The sequence below is a fragment of the Streptomyces sp. NPDC002623 genome (assembly GCF_053592635.1).
In genome coordinates, this window is the sequence record NZ_JBSFWB010000074.1 from 1 (window position 1) to 20,513 (window position 20,513).

Annotated in this window: 1 protein-coding gene; it reads left to right on the forward strand. The window is 72.2% G+C overall.

The features are described 5' to 3' along the window. The coding region (locus ACWD4O_RS47575; RefSeq protein ID WP_451289370.1) for an SDR family NAD(P)-dependent oxidoreductase at positions 1 to 20,513 on the forward strand (20,513 nt) is incomplete at both ends.

Sequence of the window (20,513 nt, forward strand, 5' to 3'; positions counted from 1 at the left end):
GGGCCGATGTCGGTGGTGGTGTCCGGTGATGAGGAGCCGGTGCTGCGGGTGGCGGCGGAGTTCGCGCAGCGGGGTCGCAAGACCAAACGGCTGACGGTCAGTCATGCCTTCCACTCCGCCCGTATGGAGCCGATGCTCGACGAGTTCCGTGCCGTCCTGGAGGGTGTGACCTTCGGCCGGCCGGAGCTGACGATCGTCCTTGACCTGACCGGACGGCCCGCCGACGCCGAGGAGTTGGGCAGCGCGGACTACTGGGTACGGCAGGTCCGTGAGGCCGTGCGTTTCGCCGACGGCGTGCGATATCTGCGCTCGGCCGGCACCAAGACGTTTCTGGAACTCGGTCCGGACGGCCCGCTGAGCGCCCTGGTCCACGAGACCGACGCGACGGGTTCCGACACGAGTGCCGCCGACGCGACCGTGTCCGACGTCGCTGCCGCCCCCGTGCTGCGCGCCGGCCGCGGGGAGAGCGAAGCGCTGCTTTCGGCCCTCGCCCTGGGCCATGCCCGCGGCTGCCCGACCGACTGGTCCGCGCTGCCCCTGCCCACCGCCCGTCCCGACCTCGACCTGCCCACGTATGCCTTCCAGCGTCGGCACTATTGGCTCGACGGCAGCGCGGGCGCGTCGGCCGACGCCGCCGGGCTCGGGCTGGTGGCTGCCGGGCACCCCTTGATCGGGGCGACCGTACGTCTCGCCGGGACCGGCGGCGGCGTGATGCTGACCGGGCGGATCTCACTCCAGGCCCAGCCATGGCTGCGTGACCATGCAGTCGCGGGGAGGGTGTTGCTGCCCGGGGCGGCCTTCGCCGACCTGGCCGTCCGGGCGGGCGACAGTGTGGGCTGCCGGCGGGTGGACGAACTGACGCTTCAGACCCCGCTCGTGATCCCTGGACAGGGTGCCCTCGCCCTCCAGGTGCACGTCGAGCCGCAGGGCGCGGACGGCCGTCGGCCGGTGGGCGTGTACTCCCGGGACGACGCGGCGGGGGAGGACGGCGAGTGGACCTGCCACGCCGTCGGCTTCCTGGCCGAGAGCGCCGCCGACGACGTCGAGGAGGCGGCCGAGACGGCTGGGATGGCTGGGATGGCGGAGGCAACTGGGGCGGCTGGGGCGGCGGTGGAACTTGCCGTCTGGCCTCCCGCCGGGTCGCGGCCGGTCGACATCGATGGCTTCTACGTCCGTGCCGCGGCCGCGGGATATGGCTACGGGCCCGCCTTCCAGGGCCTGCGCGCGCTGTACCGGGGCGTGGACGGCGAGTTGCTCGCCGAGGTCGGACTTCCGACGGAACTGACCGCCGACGCAGGCCGATTCGGAGTCCACCCCGCCCTGCTCGACGCCGCCCTCCACGCTCTGGTCGCAGCCGGCTTCGACGCGGCTCCCCGAGGCGAGGAACCGGCACTGCGCCTGCCCTTCGCCTGGCACGGAGTGACCCTGCACGCGGCGGGGCCGGCCGTGCTCCGGGTTCGCCTGGCGCCGGTCGACGGAAACGTCGACATGATCGGGATCCAGGCGGTCGACGTCACCGGGCAGGCCGTCCTCACCGCAGAGGCTCTCGAACTGCGTACGGCCGACCCGGCACAGCTGCTGGTCTCCGCGTCCTCGGCGGCGGACTCCCTGTACCCGGTGGTCTGGACCCCGGTCGCCCGGCCGACGTCGCACAGCGGACATGCTGATCGTGACCTGGGTCTGGAGCTGACCTTCCACCACTGCACGTCGGTCCCGGTGGGCGACGACAACCTCGCGCGCGCTGCCGAGGCGGCGGCCGTCCGGCTCCTGGCGGAGCTGCAGGGGTGGCTCGCGGAGGCGACGACCGGTGAGAACACCGCGGCGCGCTTCGTCGTCGTGACGCGCGGCGCGATCGCGACGGCCCTCGGCGATCCGGTCTCCGACCTCGTCCACGCGCCGGTGTGGGGTCTGGTGCGGTCCGCGCAGAGCGAGCACCCGGACCGGTTCCTGCTGATCGACGCCGACCCGGACGACGACGCCGATGCGGCGGACCCGGTGGAGGCGGCGCGCGTCGCCCTGGCCGCGGGTGAGACCCAGGTCGCCGTGCGAGCCGGTGCCGTCCTCGCGCCGAGGCTCACCCGCGCAGGCCGGAGCGGGACGCTGGTCCCGTCGTCGGACGTGTGGCGGCTGGAGTCGGCGGGGTCGGGGACGTTGGAGGGTCTGGTGTTGGGGGCGGCTCCGGAGGCGGTGGAGCCGTTGGGCGTGGGGCAGGTGCGGGTGGCGGTGCGGGTGGCGGGACTGAACTTCCGCGATGTGCTGATCGCGCTCGGGGTCTACCCGGGTGCCGCGTCGATGGGCGGCGAGGGCGCGGGCGTGGTGTGCGAGGTGGGTCCGGGGGTGACCGGATTCGCTGTGGGGGACCGGGTGTTCGGGATGTTCGCGTCGTTCGGCCCGTTGGCCGTGGCGGACGCGCGGACGGTGGCGCCGATCCCGGACGGGTGGTCGTGGGAGCAGGCGGCGTCGGTGCCGGTGGTGTTCCTGACGGCGTATTACGGCCTGGTGGAGCTGGGGGGTCTGCGGGCGGGTGAGTCGGTGCTGGTCCATGCCGGTGCGGGTGGTGTGGGGATGGCCGCGGTGCAGATCGCCCGGCATCTGGGGGCTGAGGTGTTCGCGACGGCGAGTCGTGGCAAGTGGGACACGTTGCGTTCGTTGGGGCTGGACGAGGCTCATATTGCCGATTCGCGGTCGCTCGACTTCGAGGAGCGGGTGCGGGCGGCCAGTGGTGGGCGAGGCGTGGACGTGGTGCTGAACTCCCTTGCCGGGGAGTTCGTGGACGCCTCGTTGCGGTTGCTGGCCGAGGGCGGCCGGTTGCTCGAGATGGGCAAGACCGATCTGCGCGACCCGGACGAGGTCCGTGCCGCGCATCCCGGGACGGCCTATCTCCCGTATGACCTGATCACGCTGGCTCCGGAGCGCATACGGGCGCTGCTCGACGACCTGTTGCCGTTGTTCGGGTCGGGGGTGTTGGAGCCGGTGCCGGTGCGGTCGTTCGATGTGCGGCGGGCGCCGGAGGCGTTCCGGTTCATGTCGCAGGCCAGGCATGTGGGGAAGATCGTCCTGCGGATGCCGAGGCCGCTGGATCCCGACGGCACGGTTCTGATCACCGGCGGCACCGGCACGCTGGGCGGCCTGGTCGCCCGGCACCTCCGCACCGGACATGGTGTCCGCAGCCTGGTGCTGCTGAGCCGCAGTGGTGCGGAGGCACCCGGCGCGGGTGAGCTGGCGGCGGAACTCACGGCCCTGGGCGCTGATGTGACCGTAGAGGCGTGTGACGCGGCGGACAGGGAGGCGCTGGCCGCCGTCCTCGCTCGCATCCCCGCCGACCGTCCCCTCACCGGTGTCGTGCATGCCGCGGGCGTTCTGGACGACGGCCTGATCGAGGCGATGACGCCGGAGCGGCTGGAGCGGGTGCTGCGGGCCAAGGTCGACGGGGCGGTCAACCTGCACGAACTCACCGCGGGCCTCGACCTGGCCGCCTTCGTCCTCTTCTCTTCCTTCGCGGGTCTGCTCGGCACCCCGGGCCAGGCCAACTATGCCGCCGCGAACACCTTCCTGGACGCGCTCGCCGCCCGCCGACAGGAGGCCGGGCTCCCCGGCACTTCCGTGGCCTGGGGGTTGTGGGAGCCGGGCAGCGGTATGACGGGACAGCTCGGTCGGCAGGACCTGGCCCGGATGCGCCGCTCAGGAATCGCCGCCATGACGGCGGACGAAGGGCTCGCTCTGCTCGACGCCGCCCTGAACGTCGGCGACGCGAACCTCGCCGCCGTCCGCCTCGACCACACGGCACTCCGAGCCCAAGCCGCCCAGAGCGCTCAGACTGCCCAGAGCGCTCAGACTGCTCAGAGCGCCCGGACCGTCCAAGGCCAGCCCCCCGCGTTGCTGCGCGGTTTGATACGGGCTCAGGTGCGTCGTGCGGCTCAGACCGTGGTCGCGGCGGCCGACGGTGAGTCGGCGCTGGCGCAGCGCCTGGCCGGGCTGTCCGAGGCGGAACAGGACCAGGTGCTCACGGACCTGGTGCGGACGCAGGCCGCCCTGGTGCTGGGCCACACCTCAGCCGACCTGATCGGGCCGGAACAGAGCTTCAAGGCCGCCGGATTCGACTCGCTCGCCGCGGTCGAACTCCGCAACCGGCTCGGTGCCGCGACCGCCCTGCAACTCTCCGGCGCACTCACCTTCGACCACCCGACGCCCGTCGCGATGGCTCGGCACCTGAAGTCCCGGCTCCTCGGCCGGCGCGCAGCGACCCCGCCCGCCGTGGCCACGCCCGGCGCTGCGGCCGGGCAGGACGAGCCGATCGCGATCGTCGGCATGGCGTGCCGGTTCCCGGGCGGGGTCGGGTCGCCCGAGGACCTGTGGCGGCTGGTGGCCGAGGGCCGCGACGCCATCACCGCATTCCCGACCGACCGCGGCTGGGACCTCGACGGCATCTACGACCCGGACCCCGACAGTTCGGGCAAGACCTACGTCCGCACCGGCGGATTCCTCGACTCCGTCGCCGACTTCGACGCCGAATTCTTCGGGATCTCCCCGCGCGAGGCGCTCGCCATGGACCCCCAGCAGCGGCTCCTCCTCGAGACCTCGTGGGAGGCGTTCGAACGAGCGGGGATCGACCCGTCTCCGCTCAGGGCGAGCGCGACCGGAGTCTTCATCGGCGCGGTGTCGCAGGACTACGGCCCACTGCTGAGCCGTGCGGCGGACCCGGTAGAGGGCTACCGCCTGACCGGCACCACCGGCAGCGTCGCCTCCGGCCGACTGGCCTACTCGTTCGGCTTCGAGGGCCCCGCGGTCACCGTCGACACCGCGTGCTCCTCCTCGCTCGTCGCCCTGCACCTGGCGGCCCAGGCCCTGCGCCGGGGCGAATGCACGATGGCACTGGCCGGCGGCGCGACCGTCATGTCCAGCCCCGAGATGTTCATCGAGTTCAGCCGTCAGCGCGGCCTCTCGGACGACGGCCGCTGCAAGGCGTTCGCCGAGAGCGCCGACGGGACGGCATGGGCCGAGGGCGTGGGCGTGCTGCTGGTGGAGCGGTTGTCGGACGCCGAGCGCAACGGCCACCGGGTACTCGCGGTGCTCCGGGGTTCGGCGGTGAACCAGGACGGCGCGAGCAATGGGCTGACCGCGCCCAACGGTCCGTCACAGCAGCGGGTGATCCGGCAGGCACTGGCGAGTGCCGGTCTGTCGGTCACCGATGTCGACGCCGTGGAGGCGCACGGCACGGGCACGACCCTCGGCGACCCGATCGAGGCGCAGGCGATCATCGACACGTACGGTCAGGACCGTCCCGACGAACGGCCGCTGTTCCTGGGGTCGTTGAAGTCCAACCTCGGCCACGCGCAGGCCGCCTCGGGCGTCGGCGGCGTGATCAAGATGGTCATGGCGTTGCGGGCGGGAGTGCTGCCGCGCACCTTGCACGTCGATGTGCCGTCCTCACACGTGGACTGGTCGGCCGGTGCGGTGGAGTTGTTGACGGAGGCGCGGGAGTGGCCGGACGCGGGTCGTCCGCGGCGGGCGGGTGTGTCGTCGTTCGGGATCAGCGGTACCAACGCCCATGTCGTGTTGGAGCAGGCGGCTGCCGCTCCGGTGGCGGTACAGCCGTCGGCGGCGACCGGGGATCCGGTTGAGGCGCTGCCGTTCGTGGTGTCGGGGCGGTCTGAGGCGGGGCTGCGGGCGCAGGCGGAGCGGTTGGCGGAGTTCGTGGGGGAGCGGGAGAACGTCGACCTGGCGGGGGTGGCGCGGGCTCTGGTCGGTGCGCGGTCGGTGTTGGAGTGCCGGGGTGTCGTGCTGGCGGCGGGTCGGGGCGAGCTGGTGTCGGGGCTGGAGGCGTTGGGGGCGGGGGATGGCCGTTCGGTGAGTCGTCCGGTGTTGGTGTTTCCGGGGCAGGGGTCGCAGTGGGTGGGGATGGCGGCCGAACTGCTGGAGTCGTCGTCGGTGTTCGGGGCGCGGTTGGGGGAGTGCGAGGAGGCGCTCGCGCCGTTCGTGGACTGGTCGTTGGCGGATGTTCTGCGCTCTGAGTCGGATGACTGGCTGGGCCGAGTCGATGTGGTGCAGCCGGTGTTGTGGGCGGTGATGGTGTCGCTGGCGGCCCTGTGGCGGTCGGTGGGTGTGGAGCCGGCGGCGGTGGTGGGGCATTCGCAGGGCGAGATCGCGGCGGCGTGTGTGGCCGGGGCGCTGTCGTTGCAGGATGCGGCGAAGGTCGTGGCCTTGCGGAGTCGCGCGATCCTGGAGCTGGCCGGGTCGGGTGGCATGGCGTCGGTGTCGTTGCCGGTGGTGGGTGTGGAGGAGTTGCTGGCGGAGTTCGACGGTCGGGTGTCGGTGGCGGCGGTGAACGGTCCGTCGTCGGTGACGGTGGCGGGTGAGGACGCTGCGCTGGACGAGCTGCTCGCGGCCTGTGAGGCGCAGGGTGTGTGGGCGCGGCGGGTTCCGGTGGACTACGCGTCGCACTCCGCGCAGGTGGAGTCGATCCGTGACCGGCTCCTGACGGAACTGGCGGGCATTGAGCCGACGGCGGCGGCGGTTCCGTTCTTTTCGACGGTGACGGCGGGACGGCTGGAGACGACCGCTCTGGATGCCGGGTACTGGTACACGAATCTGCGTCAGACGGTCCGCTTCGAGGAGACCGTGCGCCTGCTGCTGGCGCAGGGTTTCGACGCGTTCGTCGAGGCCAGCGCCCACCCGGTGCTGACCACGGCGATCGAGGACACCATCGACTCCGCCGACGCCCGCGCGGTCGCGCTGGGCACGCTGCGTCGGGGTGAAGGCGGTCCGGACCGTTTCATGGCCGCACTCGCCGAAGCGTTCACCGCGGGGCTGTCGGTGGACTGGCGGCCGCTGCTGCCCGAGCCTCGTGCCGGGACCGTGGACCTGCCGACGTACGCCTTCCAGCGCAGGCGCTACTGGCCGGCCACCGGTGCCTCGATCGGAGGCGACATCACAGCGGTCGGTCTGGCCGCGGCGGATCATCCGCTGCTGGGTGCCGCGGTGCGACTGGCGGACTCCGACGGCCTGCTCCTCACCGGCTCGCTCTCGCTCTCCTCGCACGCTTGGCTGGACGGGCACCGGGTCGCCGGATCGGTGGTGTTGCCGGGTGCGGCCGTCGTCGACGTGGCGATCCGCGCCGCGGACGAAACGGGATGCCGGCTTCTCGAAGAACTCGTCATGGAGACACCGCTGCGGATCCCGGAGCATGGCGCGGTACGCCTCCAGGTCCGGGTGGAGCAGGCGGAAACCTCCGAGACGTACGGCCTGAACATCCACTCCCGACCGGCCGACGCGGATTCCGCCGAGCCCTGGACGCGGAACGCCACAGCCGTACTGGCGACCGGAACGGGTTCCGTTGCGGGCCGGGAGGTCGACGACCGGTTCGCGGTCTGGCCGCCGGCCGGGGCGCGGCCGATCGACCTCGACGGCTTCTACGAGGGTCTTGCCGAGGCCGGGCACGGTTACGGAGGTCTGTTCCGCGGACTGTCGGCTGCCTGGCGCGTCGGCGACGACATCTATGCCGACGTCACGCTGCCGCCGGGGGAGGACATTCCGTCCGGGTTCGGCATCCACCCGGCGCTGCTGGACGCCGCGCTGCACGGCGTCGCCCTCACCGGTGACGAGGAAGGACGGCTGCGGCTGCCGAGCCGCTGGGCCGGCGTGTCCCTGGCCGCGACCGGAGCCACCGCACTGCGCGTACGGCTCGCGCACCTCGGTCCCGACGAGATCGCCGTCGAACTCGCCGACCGCACGGGCCAACTGGTCATGTCCGTCGACTCGTTGGTGGTCCGGTCCGTCTCGATCGAGGAGTTCCAGGAGGCCCGGAGCGATATCGGGCGGGGCATGTATCGCGTCGAGTGGGTGCGGGCGGTTGTGGCGGAGCCGACTGGGGTCGAGGCGGCCGGCCTTGTGGTGCTGGGTGCGGAGTCGTTCGGGTTGTTGCCTGGGGATCTGGTGGTGACCTGTCACGCGGATGTTGCGGCTTTGGCGGCGGCGCTGGATGTGGGTGGGGCTGTTCCTGGGACGGTTGTGCTGCCGTGTGTCGGGAGTCTGGGCGAGGCCGTCCCGGATGCGGCGGTCGCCCACGCTGCTGTGGTGCGGGTTCTGGCCGTCCTGCGTGCGTGGCTTGCTGAGCCTCGTTTGGCGGCTTCGCGGTTGGTGGTGGTGACGCGGGGTGCGGTGGGTGTGGGTGTGGGTGGTGTGTTGGATGTGGGGTCGTCGGGTGTGTGGGGGTTGGTGCGGTCGGCTGCGACGGAGCATCCGGGCCGGTTCGCGCTGGTGGACGTCGATGTCGATGTCGACGAGGGCGGCTGGACGGCTGCTGTGGCGCGGGCTCTGGCGGCGGGCGAGCGGGAAGCGGCCGTTCGGGATGGGGAGTTGTTGGTGCCGCGGCTGGTGCGGCACACGGTTGGTGGCGAGAGGGTGTCGTTGGGTAACGGCACTGTGTTGATCACCGGTGGAACGGGGACGCTGGGCGGTCTGGTCGCGCGTCATCTGGCCTCCCGGCATGGTGTGCGGAGCTTGGTGCTGCTCGGTCGCCGGGGTCAGGACGCCCCAGGCGTGCGGGAGTTGACGTCGGACCTCGCGGAGCTGGGTGCGTCGGTGGTGGTGGAGGCCTGCGATGCGGCTGACCGGGATGCCTTGGCCGGCGTAGTGCTGCGTTTGCAGGGGGTGTTGACCGGTGTCGTGCATGCCGCCGGTGTGCTGGACGACGGTCTGGTCGAGGCGATGACGGATGAGGCGCTGCACAAGGTGTTGCGGGCGAAGGTGGACGGCGCGGTCAATCTGCATGAGCTGACGCGCGACCTGGACCTCTCCGCCTTCGTCCTCTTCTCCTCCGCCGCGAGCGTGTTCGGGAACAGCGGGCAGGCGAACTATGCGGCGGCGAACGCGTTCCTCGACGCATTGGCCGAGTACCGCCGTGAGTCCGGCCGGCCGGGCATCTCTCTGGGCTGGGGTCCGTGGGCCCAGGCCAGCGGTCTGACCGGAGCCTCGGAGAACAGCGCGGCCTCCCGCGTCCTGCGGCGCGGTGTCCGGGCGCTGACGAACGACGAAGGGCTCGCCCTCTTTGATGCCGCGCTGCGCTCCGACGCGGCACACCTGCTCCCCGTCCTGCTGGACCCGGTGGCCTTGCGGGCCCGTGCCGCCTCGGGTGCGTTGCCGGACGTACTGCGCAGTCTGGTGCGTGCGACGAGCCGTCGGACAGCGGCCACGGCGGAGGAGTCGGCCGGATCCACGTTGGCCTCGCAGCTGGCGGCGCTCGACGAGGAGACGCGCGACGCCGAGATTCTCAACCTCGTCCGGACGAACGTCTCACTCGTCCTCGGCCATGAGTCGGGGGAGTCGGTCGGCGCGGAGCGGGCGTTCAAGGAACTCGGCTTCGACTCGATGCTGGCCGTGGATCTGCGCAATCGGTTGAGTGCGGTGACGGGCCTGCGGTTGCCGTCCACGTTGGTGTTCGACCATCCGACTCCGGCGGCGATCGCCCGCTATGTGCGTGCGGAGTTGGTGGGCACGGACGCTGTCGCTGTGCGGGGGCCGTCTGCTGCCGGTGGTGGGGTGGTGGTGGACGGGGATCCGGTCGTGATCGTGGGCATGGCGTGCCGGTTCCCGGGCGGGGTCGGGTCGCCTGAGGACCTGTGGCGTCTGGTGGCGGACGGGCGGGACGCGATCTCCGGGTTCCCCGACGACCGGGGCTGGGATCTGGACGGCCTGTACGACCCGGACCCCACGGCTGTGGGCAAGAGTTACGCCTCCGAAGGAGGGTTCCTCTACGAGGCGGGTGACTTCGACGCGGGCTTCTTCGGGATCTCGCCGCGCGAGGCGCTGGCCATGGACCCGCAGCAGCGGTTGTTGCTGGAGACGTCGTGGGAGGCGTTCGAGCGGGCCGGGATCGATCCGGCCGGGCTGCGCGGCAGTCAGACGGGCGTGTTCGCCGGCGTCATGTACCACGACTACGCCGACGGCACCGGCCCGGCGAACGCGGAGGTGGAGGGCTACGCGCTGACCGGCAAGTCGGGCAGTGCCGTCTCGGGGCGGGTCGCTTACACGTTCGGGTTCGAAGGCCCCGCGGTCACGGTGGACACGGCCTGCTCGTCGTCCCTGGTGGCGCTGCATCTGGCGGGCCAGGCGCTGCGCAGCGGCGAGTGCGGCATGGCCCTCGTCGGCGGTGTGACGGTGATGTCGACTCCGGAGGTCTTCGTCGAGTTCAGCCGCCAGCGTGGACTGTCGGCGGACGGGCGCTGCAAGGCGTTCTCGGCCGCGGCGGACGGGACGGGCTGGTCGGAGGGTGTCGGCGTTCTCCTCGTGGAGCGGCTGTCCGACGCGCGGCGCAACGGCCATCGCGTCCTGGCGACCGTACGGGGTACGGCGGTGAACCAGGACGGTGCCAGCAACGGCCTGACCGCGCCGAACGGGCCCTCCCAGCAGCGGGTCATCCGCCAGGCGCTCGCCAACGCGGGCCTCACACAGCGGGACGTCGACGCCGTGGAGGCGCACGGGACGGGTACGACGCTCGGCGATCCGATCGAGGCGCAGGCGATCATCGCGACCTATGGGCAGGAGCGGGGCGCTGGTGAACGTCCGTTGTATCTGGGGTCGTTGAAGTCGAACATCGGTCACGCGCAGGCCGCCGCCGGTGTGGCGGGCGTCATCAAGATGGTGATGGCGATGCGCGAAGGCGTGCTGCCGCAGACGCTGCACGTCGACGCGCCGTCCCTGCACGTGGACTGGTCAGCCGGCGCGGTGGAGTTGCTGACAGAGGCGCACGAGTGGCCGGACACCGGCCGTCCCCGCCGGGCGGGTGTCTCGTCCTTCGGCGCGAGCGGCACCAACGCGCACGTCGTCCTGGAACAGGGACCCGACCCGGAACCCACTGCCGAGGACAAGACCGATGCCGGGCCGAGCGCTCTCGCCGCCGTTGCCCTGCCGTTGGTCGTGTCGGCCAAGTCGCAGGCTGCGCTGCGGGCGCAGGCGGGTCGACTGGCAGCGTTCCTTGCCGAGCGTCCCGATGCCGATGCCGATGCGGATGCGGATGCCGAGTCCGCCGCGGTGGCGCACGCCTTGATCAGCACTCGGTCGGCTCTGGAGCACCGAGGTGTCGTGCTGGCGGCGGGCCGGAGCGAGTCGGTGTCCGGGCTCGAGGCGCTGAGCGCCGGAGAGACAGTGCCGGGTGTCGTGTCGGGCACGGCGCGTCAGGTGGGCCGGCCCGTGTTGGTGTTCCCGGGGCAGGGCTCGCAGTGGGTGGGGATGGCGGCTGGGCTGCTGGAGTCGTCGCCGGTGTTCGCGGCGCGGATGGCGGAGTGCGAAGCGGCGTTGGCACCGTTCGTGGACTGGTCGTTGAGCGACGTTCTGCGCTCGGAGTCGGATGAGTGGCTGGACCGGGTGGATGTGGTGCAGCCGGTGCTGTGGGCGGTGATGGTGTCCCTCGCCGAGTTGTGGCGGTCGCACGGCGTGCGGCCCGCCGCGGTGGTGGGACATTCGCAGGGGGAGATCGCGGCGGCGTGTGTGGCGGGAGCCCTGTCGTTGGGGGACGCGGCGAAGGTCGTCGCGTTGCGGAGCCGGGCGATCCTGGAACTGGCGGGGTCGAGCGGCATGGCGTCGGTGCGGGTTCCCGTGCAACAAGTGACCGAACTGATCGCGCCGTTCGACGGTCGGGTGTCGGTGGCGGCGGTGAACGGTCCGTCGTCGGTGACGGTCGCGGGTGAGAGCGGCGCGCTGGACGAACTGCTCGCGGCCTGTGACGCCCAGGGTGTGTGGGCCCGGCGCGTGCCGGTGGACTACGCCTCGCACTCCGCTCAGGTGGAGTCGATCCGCGATCGGCTCCTGATGGATCTGGCCGACATCGAGCCCATGGCGCCGACGGTTCCCTTCTACTCGACGGTCACGGCCGAGCGGCTGGAGACGACCGCTCTGGACGCCGAGTACTGGTACACCAACCTGCGTCGGACGGTCCGCTTCGAGGACACCGTCCGCCTGCTTCTTGAGCAGGGGCACGACGCCTTCGTCGAGGCCAGCGCCCACCCGGTCCTGACCACGGCGATCGAGGAGACGATCGAGGACGCCGACGTCCAGGCGGTGGTGGTGGGCACGCTGCGCCGTGGCGAGGGCGGACACGAACGCTTCACCATGGCACTGGCGGAGGCGTACGTCGGCGGTCTCGCCGTGAACTGGTCAGCACTGCTCGGCGACTTCGCCGGCAGCCCCGCCACCGGGTACGTCGATCTCCCGACGTACGCCTTCCAGCATGAGCGGTACTGGCTGCCGCGCACGCGCTCGGCCGGCGACGCGCGGGAGCTCGGGCTGGCCGAGGCGGACCATCCGCTGCTCGGCGCGGCCGTGCGGCTCGGTGGCGGGCAGGGTGCCGTGCTGACCGGACGGGTCTCCCTCCAGTCCCACGCTTGGCTGCGCGACCACGCGGTCGCCGGGACGGTCCTGCTGCCCGGCACCGCGTTCGTGGAGCTGGCGGTACGTGCCGGGGACGAGGTCGGCTGCGGACGCATCGCCGAACTCGCCCTGGAAGCACCGTTGGTGGTCCCCGAGCACGGGGCCGTACAGCTTCAGGTGTTCGTCGACGCCCCGGACGACGGCGGGGAGCGCGGCGTATCGGTGTACGGACGCGCCGCCGAGAACGGCGGCGCTCTCGACGACACATGGACCCGCCATGCGACGGGTGTGCTGGCGCCGGTTCCCGCCGAAGCGGCGGCCGATCCGGCCGACTGGCCGCCCGCCGGAGCACGGCCCGTCGCGCTGGACGGGTTCTACTCCGACCTGGCGGCCACGGGCTACGGCTACGGCCCGGCGTTCCAGGGCCTGCGGGCCGCCTGGCGTTCGGGCGACGACGTGTACGCGGAGGTGGCGCTGCCCGCCGAACTGGTCGGGGAGGCCGAGCGGTTCGGACTGCACCCGGCACTGCTGGACGCCGCCCTGCACGCCGCCGGTCACAGCGGCCTGGCCCCCGCCCCGTCCGGCTCGGTCAGGCTGCCGTTCGTCTGGACGGACGCGACGCTGCACGCGACCGGCGCGACCGCACTGCGCGTCCGGCTCTCCGTCACCGGCACGGACACCCTGGCGGTGCACGCGGCGGACTCCTCCGGCCGTCCGGTGTTCTCCGCGCGCGGCCTGACCGTGCGCCCGATGGCCCTGGACGGTCTCGACCTGGCCCGCCACCCCGCCCACGACTCCCTCTTCCACCTCGACTGGGTCCCCGTCGGACCGACGACCGACGCCGCCTCGGTCCACCAGACCTGGGCCGTCCTCGGCGCTGACGCGGCTGACGTGGCGGACGTGGTCAATGGGCTGCGCGGTGCGGACGTCGACGCCGAGGCGTACGCCGACCTGCACGCACTCCGCGAGTCCGATGGCGAGTCCGATGGCGAGTCCGATGGCGGAGTCCCGGACGTCGTCGCCGTCGCCTGCCTTCCCTCGGCCGGCGGCATCGTCCACGACCGGGGCTCGGTCCCCGCAATGGCCGACGACGTGGTGGAGAGCCTCACCAACCTCCTCGCGATCGTTCAGGAATGGCTCGCCGATGAGCGCTTCGCCCAGTCCCGCCTGGTGGCGGTGACCCGAGGCGCCGCCCGGACGACGCACGGGACCGATGACGCGGACCTCACGCACGCCCCTGTCTGGGGGCTGCTGCGCAGCGCGCAGAACGAGCACCCGGACCGCTTCGTCCTCGTCGACCTCGACCCCGATGACCACCCCGATGACCACGCCGACGATCCGTCCCCCGCAGTGCCCTTCGCAGCGCTGCTCCCCGCGGCTCTCGACTGCGGGGAACCGCAGGTCGCGGTGCGTGGCGGCGCTCTGCTCGCGCCGCGGCTGGCCCGTACCGAGTCGGGCGTCGGACTGCTGCCTCCGCTCTCCGGTGCCTGGCGTCTGGAGACGGCCCGTGCCGGCACGTTGTCCGATCTGGCTCTCCTGCCCGCCCCGACGGCGGAACGGCCGCTGGGCCCGCTCGAGGTACGGATCGCCGTCCGAGCGGCGGGAGTCAACTTCCGCGACGTGCTGATCGGACACGGCATGGTGCCTGGTCAGAGCGGTATGGGCAGCGAAGGCGCCGGTGTCGTCACCGAGGTCGGTCCGGACGTGACCGGATTTGCTGTGGGAGACCGGGTGTTCGGGATGTTCCGGGACGCCTTCGGCCCGCTCGTCGTCGCCGACAGCCGGATGACGGCGCCGATTCCGGACGGGTGGTCGTGGGAGCAGGCGGCGTCGGTGCCGGTGGTGTTCCTGACGGCGTATTACGGCCTGGTGGAGCTGGGGGGTCTGCGGGCGGGTGAGTCGGTGCTGGTCCATGCCGGTGCGGGTGGTGTGGGGATGGCCGCGGTGCAGATCGCCCGGCATCTGGGTGCCGAAGTCTTCGCGACGGCGAGTCGTGGCAAGTGGGACACGCTGCATTCGTTGGGGCTGGACGAGGCGCATATCGCCGATTCGCGGTCGCTCGACTTCGAGGCGCGGGTGCGGGCGGCCACGGCCGGCCGGGGCGTGGACGTGGTGCTGAACTCCCTGGCCGGGGAGTTCGTGGACGCCTCGCTGCGGTTGCTCGGCGAGGGCGGCCGGTTCCTGGAGATGGGCAAGACGGACATCCGGGACGCCGAGGAGGTGGAGTCTGCCCGTGCCGGGGTGTCGTATCAGGCGTATGACCTGTTGGAGGCGGGTGCTGAGCGGATCGGCGTGTTGCTCGGTGAGCTGATGGGGTTGTTCGGGTCGGGTGCCCTGGAGCCGGTGCCGGTGCGGTCGTTCGATGTGCGGCGGGCGCCGGAGGCGTTCCGGTTCATGTCGCAGGCCCGGCATGTGGGGAAGATCGTCCTGCGGATGCCGAGGCGGCTCGATCCGGACGGCACGGTGTTGATCACCGGCGGCACTGGCACCCTGGGCGGCCTGGTCGCCCGGCATCTGGTCACCGGACACGGCGTCCGCAGCCTGGTGTTGCTGAGCCGCAGTGGTGCGGACGCCCCCGGCGCGGGGGAGTTGGCGGCGGAACTCACCGCTCTCGGAGCCGACGTCACCGTAGAGGCGTGTGACGCGGCCGACCGCGAGGCGCTGGCCGCCGTCCTCGCTCGCATCCCTGCCGGCCGTCCCCTCACCGGTGTCGTGCATGCCGCGGGCGTTCTGGACGACGGCCTGATCGAGGCGATGACGCCGGACCGGCTGGAGCGGGTGCTGCGGGCGAAGGTCGACGGGGCGGTCAACCTGCACGAACTCACCGCGGGCCTCGACCTGGCCGCCTTCGTCCTCTTCTCCTCCCTCGCCGGAGTCCTGGGCAACGTCGGCCAGTCGGGCTACGCGGCGGCCAACACCTTCCTGGACGCGCTCGCGCGACGTCGGCACGGGGACGGCCTGCCCGCGACGTCTGTCTCGTGGGGGTTGTGGGAGCCGGCCAGCGGTATGACGGGACAGCTCGGTCGGCAGGACCTGGCCCGGATGCGCCGCTCCGGAATCGCCGCCATGACGGCGGACGAAGGGCTCGCGCTGCTCGACGCCGCCCTGAGCATCGACGAACCGCACCTCGTGGCCGTCCGGTTGGAGCACACCGCGCTGCGCGCCCAGGCCGCGGCCGGCTCGCTGCCGAGGCCGCTCCAGGGCCTCGTGCGCACCCGCGAGGCGCGTCGCGCCGTCGAGGCCGTCGCCGTCGGACAGCACAATCCGCTGGCCCGCGAACTCGCAGCGGTCACCGAGGCCGAGCAGACGCGCCTCCTCGTCGACCTCGTCCGTGCCGACGTCGCCGTGGTCCTCGGCCACACCTCCGCCGAATCGGCGGACACCGAGCGCACGTTCAAGGATCTCGGCTTCGACTCCCTCACCTCCGTCGAACTGCGCAACCGTCTCAACGCGGCCACCGGCCTGCGGTTGCCCACGACCCTCGTCTTCGACCACCCCACCCCGCTCGCTCTGGCCGGGTTCCTCCGCGAGCGACTGCTCGGCACGATGTCCGGAACGGCGGCTGGAACGACGCCCGGTACGACGCCCGGTACGTCGTCCGGAACGGCGTTCGGGACGACGGAGGCCGGCGGCGCGGAGAGCCCTGGCACCAGGACCGCGACGGACAACGAGCCGATCGCGATCGTCGGCATGGCGTGCCGGTTCCCGGGCGGGGTCGAGTCGCCCGAGGACCTGTGGCGGCTGGTGGCCGAGGGCCGCGACGTGATCGGCGACTTCCCGACCGACCGCGGCTGGAACCTGGACGACCTCTACGACCCCGACCCCGGCCGGCACGGCAAGAGTTACGTGCGCACCGGCGGATTCCTGGACGACGTCGCCGACTTCGACGCCGAGTTCTTCGGGATCTCCCCGCGCGAGGCGCTCGCCATGGACCCCCAGCAGCGGCTTCTCATGGAGTCCTCGTGGGAGGCGATCGAACGGGCCGGGATCGCCCCCGCCACCCTGCGCGGCAGCCAGACCGGCGTCTACTTCGGCATGCTCGCCAAGGACTACGCCGCGCGCCTCGACCGCACTCCGCACGACGTCGAGGGCTACCTCGGCACCGGAAACGCCAGCAGCGTCGGGTCCGGGCGGGTCGCGTACACCTTCGGCCTCGAAGGGCCCGCGGTGAGCGTCGACACGGCCTGCTCGTCCTCGCTGGTCTCGCTCCACCTGGCCGTCCAGGCGCTGCGCGGCGGAGAGTGCTCGATGGCGCTGGTGGGCGGCGTGAGCGTGATGCCGACCCCGGGCCTGTTCGTCGAGTTCAGCCGTCAGCGCGGACTCGCGTCGGACGGCCGCAGCAAGGCGTTCTCCTCCACGGCGGACGGCACGAGCTGGGCCGAGGGCGTGGGCGTGCTGCTCGTCGAGCGGCTGTCGGACGCCGAGCGCAACGGCCACCGGGTGCTCGCGGTGGTCCGCGGCAGCGCCACCAACCAGGACGGCGCGAGCAACGGCCTGGCCGCACCGAGCGGCCCCTCCCAGCAGCGGGTGATCCGGCAGGCGCTTGCCAACGCACGTCTGACCGCTCAGGACGTGGACGCCGTGGAGGCGCACGGCACGGGCACGACCCTCGGCGACCCCATCGAGGCGCAGGCGATCATCGCCACCTACGGCCAGAACCGTGAACCCGGCCTCCCGCTGTGGCTCGGTTCGCTGAAGTCGAACCTCGGCCACGGCCAGGCGGTGTCCGGTGTCGCCGGTGTCATCAAGATGGTCATGGCGTTGCGCGAGGGCCTGCTGCCCAAGACGCTGCACGTGGTCGAACCGACCCCGCACGTGGACTGGTCGGCCGGTGCGGTGGAACTGCTGACGGAGGCGCGGGAGTGGCCGGACGCGGGTCGTCCGCGGCGGGCGGGTGTCTCGTCGTTCGGCATCAGCGGCACCAATGCCCATGTGGTGCTGGAGCAGGCGGCTGCCGTTCCAGTGGCGGTACAGCTGTCGGTGGCGACCGGGGACCCTGCTACGGCGCTGCCGTTCGTGGTGTCGGGGCGGTCTGAGGCGGCATTGCGGGCGCAGGCGGCTCGGCTGGCCGGGTTCGTGGGGGAGCGGGAGGATCTTGAGCTGGCTGCGGTGGCGCACGCTCTGGTCGGTACGCGGTCGGTGTTGGAGTGCCGGAGTGTGGTGCTGGCGGCCGGCTGGGGTGAGCTGGTGTCCGGGCTGGAGGCGTTGAGCGCCGGGGAGTCGGAGTCGGGTGTGGCCCGTTCTTCGGGACGGGTGGCGTTCGTGTTCCCGGGGCAGGGGTCGCAGTGGGTGGGGATGGCGGCCGAACTGCTGGAGTCGTCGCCGGTGTTCGGGGTGCGGTTGGGGGAGTGCGAGGAGGCGCTCGCGCCGTTCGTGGACTGGTCGCTGAGCGACGTTCTGCGCTCCGAGTCGGACGACTGGCTGGGCCGGGTCGACGTGGTGCAGCCGGTGTTGTGGGCGGTGATGGTGTCGCTGGCGGCCCTGTGGCGGTCGGTGGGTGTGGAGCCGGCCGCAGTGATCGGTCACTCCCAGGGCGAGATCGCGGCGGCCTGCGTGGCGGGGGCCCTGTCGTTGAAGGACGCGGCGAAGGTCGTGGCCTTGCGGAGTCGCGCGATCCTGGAGTTGGCCGGGTCGGGCGGTATGGCGTCGGTGTCGTTGCCGGTGGTGGGTGTGGAGGAGTTGCTGGCCCCGTTGGAGGGTCGGGTGTCGGTGGCGGCGGTGAACGGTCCGTCGTCGGTGACGGTCGCAGGTGAGGACGCTGCGTTGGACGAACTGCTCTCGGCCTGTGAGGCCCGGGGTGTGTGGGTGCGGCGGGTGCCGGTGGACTACGCCTCGCACTCCGCGCAGGTCGAGTCGATACGCGACCGGCTCCTGACCGACCTGGCGGGCATCGAGCCGACGGCGGCGGCGGTCCCGTTCTACTCGACGGTGACGGCCGGGCGGCTGGAGACGACCGGCCTGGACGCCGAGTACTGGTACACGAACTTGCGCCAGACGGTCCGCTTCGAGGAGACGGTGCGCCTGCTGCTGGCGCAGGGTTTCGACGCGTTCGTCGAAGCCAGCGCCCACCCCGTCCTGACGACGCCGATCGAGAGCACGGTCGAGGCGGTGGAGGCCGATGCGGTGGTGCTGGGCACATTGCGTCGGGGCGAGGGCGGTCCGGACCGCTTCGCCGCCGCACTCGCCGAAGCGTTCACCGCGGGGCTGTCGGTGGACTGGCGGCCGCTGCTGCCCGAGCCTCGTGCCGGGACCGTGGACCTGCCGACGTACGCCTTCCAGCGCCGCCGCTACTGGCTGCAAGCCCCTCCCGGCGCGCGCGGCGATCTCGGCGCGGTGGGTCTGCGGGATGCGGAGCACCCGTTGGTCGGGGCCTGTGTGCCGGCCGTGGACGGCGGAGTGGTGCTCACCGGGCGGCTGTCGCTCGCCGCGCAGCCGTGGCTGGCGGACCACGCGGTCGCCGGGACGGTGCTGCTGCCGGGCGCAGCCTTCGTGGAGTTGGCGCTCCGGGCCGGAGACGAGGCAGGGTGCGGCAACCTGGACGAACTGACCCTCCAGGCTCCGCTGGCCGTCCCCGCGCAGGAGACGGTGGCGATCCAGGTCGTCGTGTCCGCGCCGGACGAGGAGGGCCGTCGGGCGCTCTCGGTCCACTCGCGGACCGGCGACGAGGACCTCGGTGCCGAGTGGATCTGCCATGCGGTCGGTCGGCTGTCGGATGAGCCGTCCGCCCTGCCGGAGACCGTCGGCGACAGCGACGCTCCTGTATGGCCACCGGCCGGAGCCGAGTCGGTGGACCTGGACGACTTCTACGAGGACCTGGCGGCGCGCGGCTACGAGTACGGCCCGGCATTCCAGGGGCTCACGTCGGTCTGGCGGCTCGGCGAGGAGGTCTACGCCGAGGTGGCGTTGCCGACCGAGCACCGGGAAGAGGCCGCCCGCTTCGGGCTGCACCCGGCACTGCTGGACGCCGCGTTGCACGCCGTCGCGACGACCGGGCACCCCGACGCGGACGACGGCCGACTGCGGTTGCCGTTCGCGTGGAACGGCGTCGCCCTGTCCGCGACCGGCGCGCACACCGCCCGCGTACGGATCTCCCGGCTGAACGCGGACACCGTGGCCCTGGCCTTCGCCGACGCCGCCGGACAGCCTTTCGCGCAGGTCGCCGCGCTGACCCTGCGTCCGGTGGACGCCACACAACTGCGCGACTCCGTCAGCGTCAAGGAGCCGCTGTACGCCGTCGAGTGGGTGCCGGCGGTTGTGGCGGAGCCGACTGAGGTCGGGGCGGCCGGCCTTGTGGTGCTGGGTGCGGAGTCGTTCGGGCCGTTGCCTGGGGATTTGGTGGCGGCGCGTCACGAGGACGTGGCGGCCTTGGCGGCGGCGCTGGATGTGAATGGGGTTGTTCCGGCGACGGTTGTGCTGCCGTGTGTCGGCTTGCCGGCGGAGGCCGTCCCGGATGCGGCGGTCGCCCACGCTGCTGTGGCGCGGGTTCTGGCCGTCCTGCGCGCGTGGCTTGCTGAGCCTCGTTTGGCGGCTTCGCGGTTGGTGGTGGTGACGCGGGGTGCGGTGGGCGTGGGTGTGGGCCTGGATGGTGTGTCGGATGTGGGGTCGTCGGGTGTGTGGGGGTTGGTGCGGTCGGCTGCGACGGAGCATCCGGGCCGGTTCGCGCTGGTCGATGTCGATGTCGACGAGGGGGGCTGGACCGCCGCTGTGGCACTGGACGAGCGGGAAGTGGCCGTTCGCGACGGGGAGTTGCTGGTGCCGCGGCTCGTGCGGCATGCCGCTGATGGCGAAGGGGTGTCGTTGGGTGACGGCACGGTGTTGATCACCGGTGGCACGGGGACGTTGGGCGGGCTGATGGCCCGTCATCTGGTCTCTCGGCATGGTGTGCGGAGCTTGGTGCTGCTCGGTCGCCGAGGTCAGGACGCCCCAGGCGTGCGGGAGTTGACGTCGGACCTCGCGGAGCTGGGTGCGTCGGTGGTGGTGGAGGCCTGCGATGCGGCCGACCGAGATGCCTTGGCCGACGTAGTGCTGCGTTTGCAGGGGGTGTTGACCGGTGTAGTGCATGCCGCCGGTGTGCTGGACGACGGTCTGGTCGAGGCGATGACGGATGAGGCGCTGCACAAGGTGTTGCGGGCGAAGGTGGACGGCGCGGT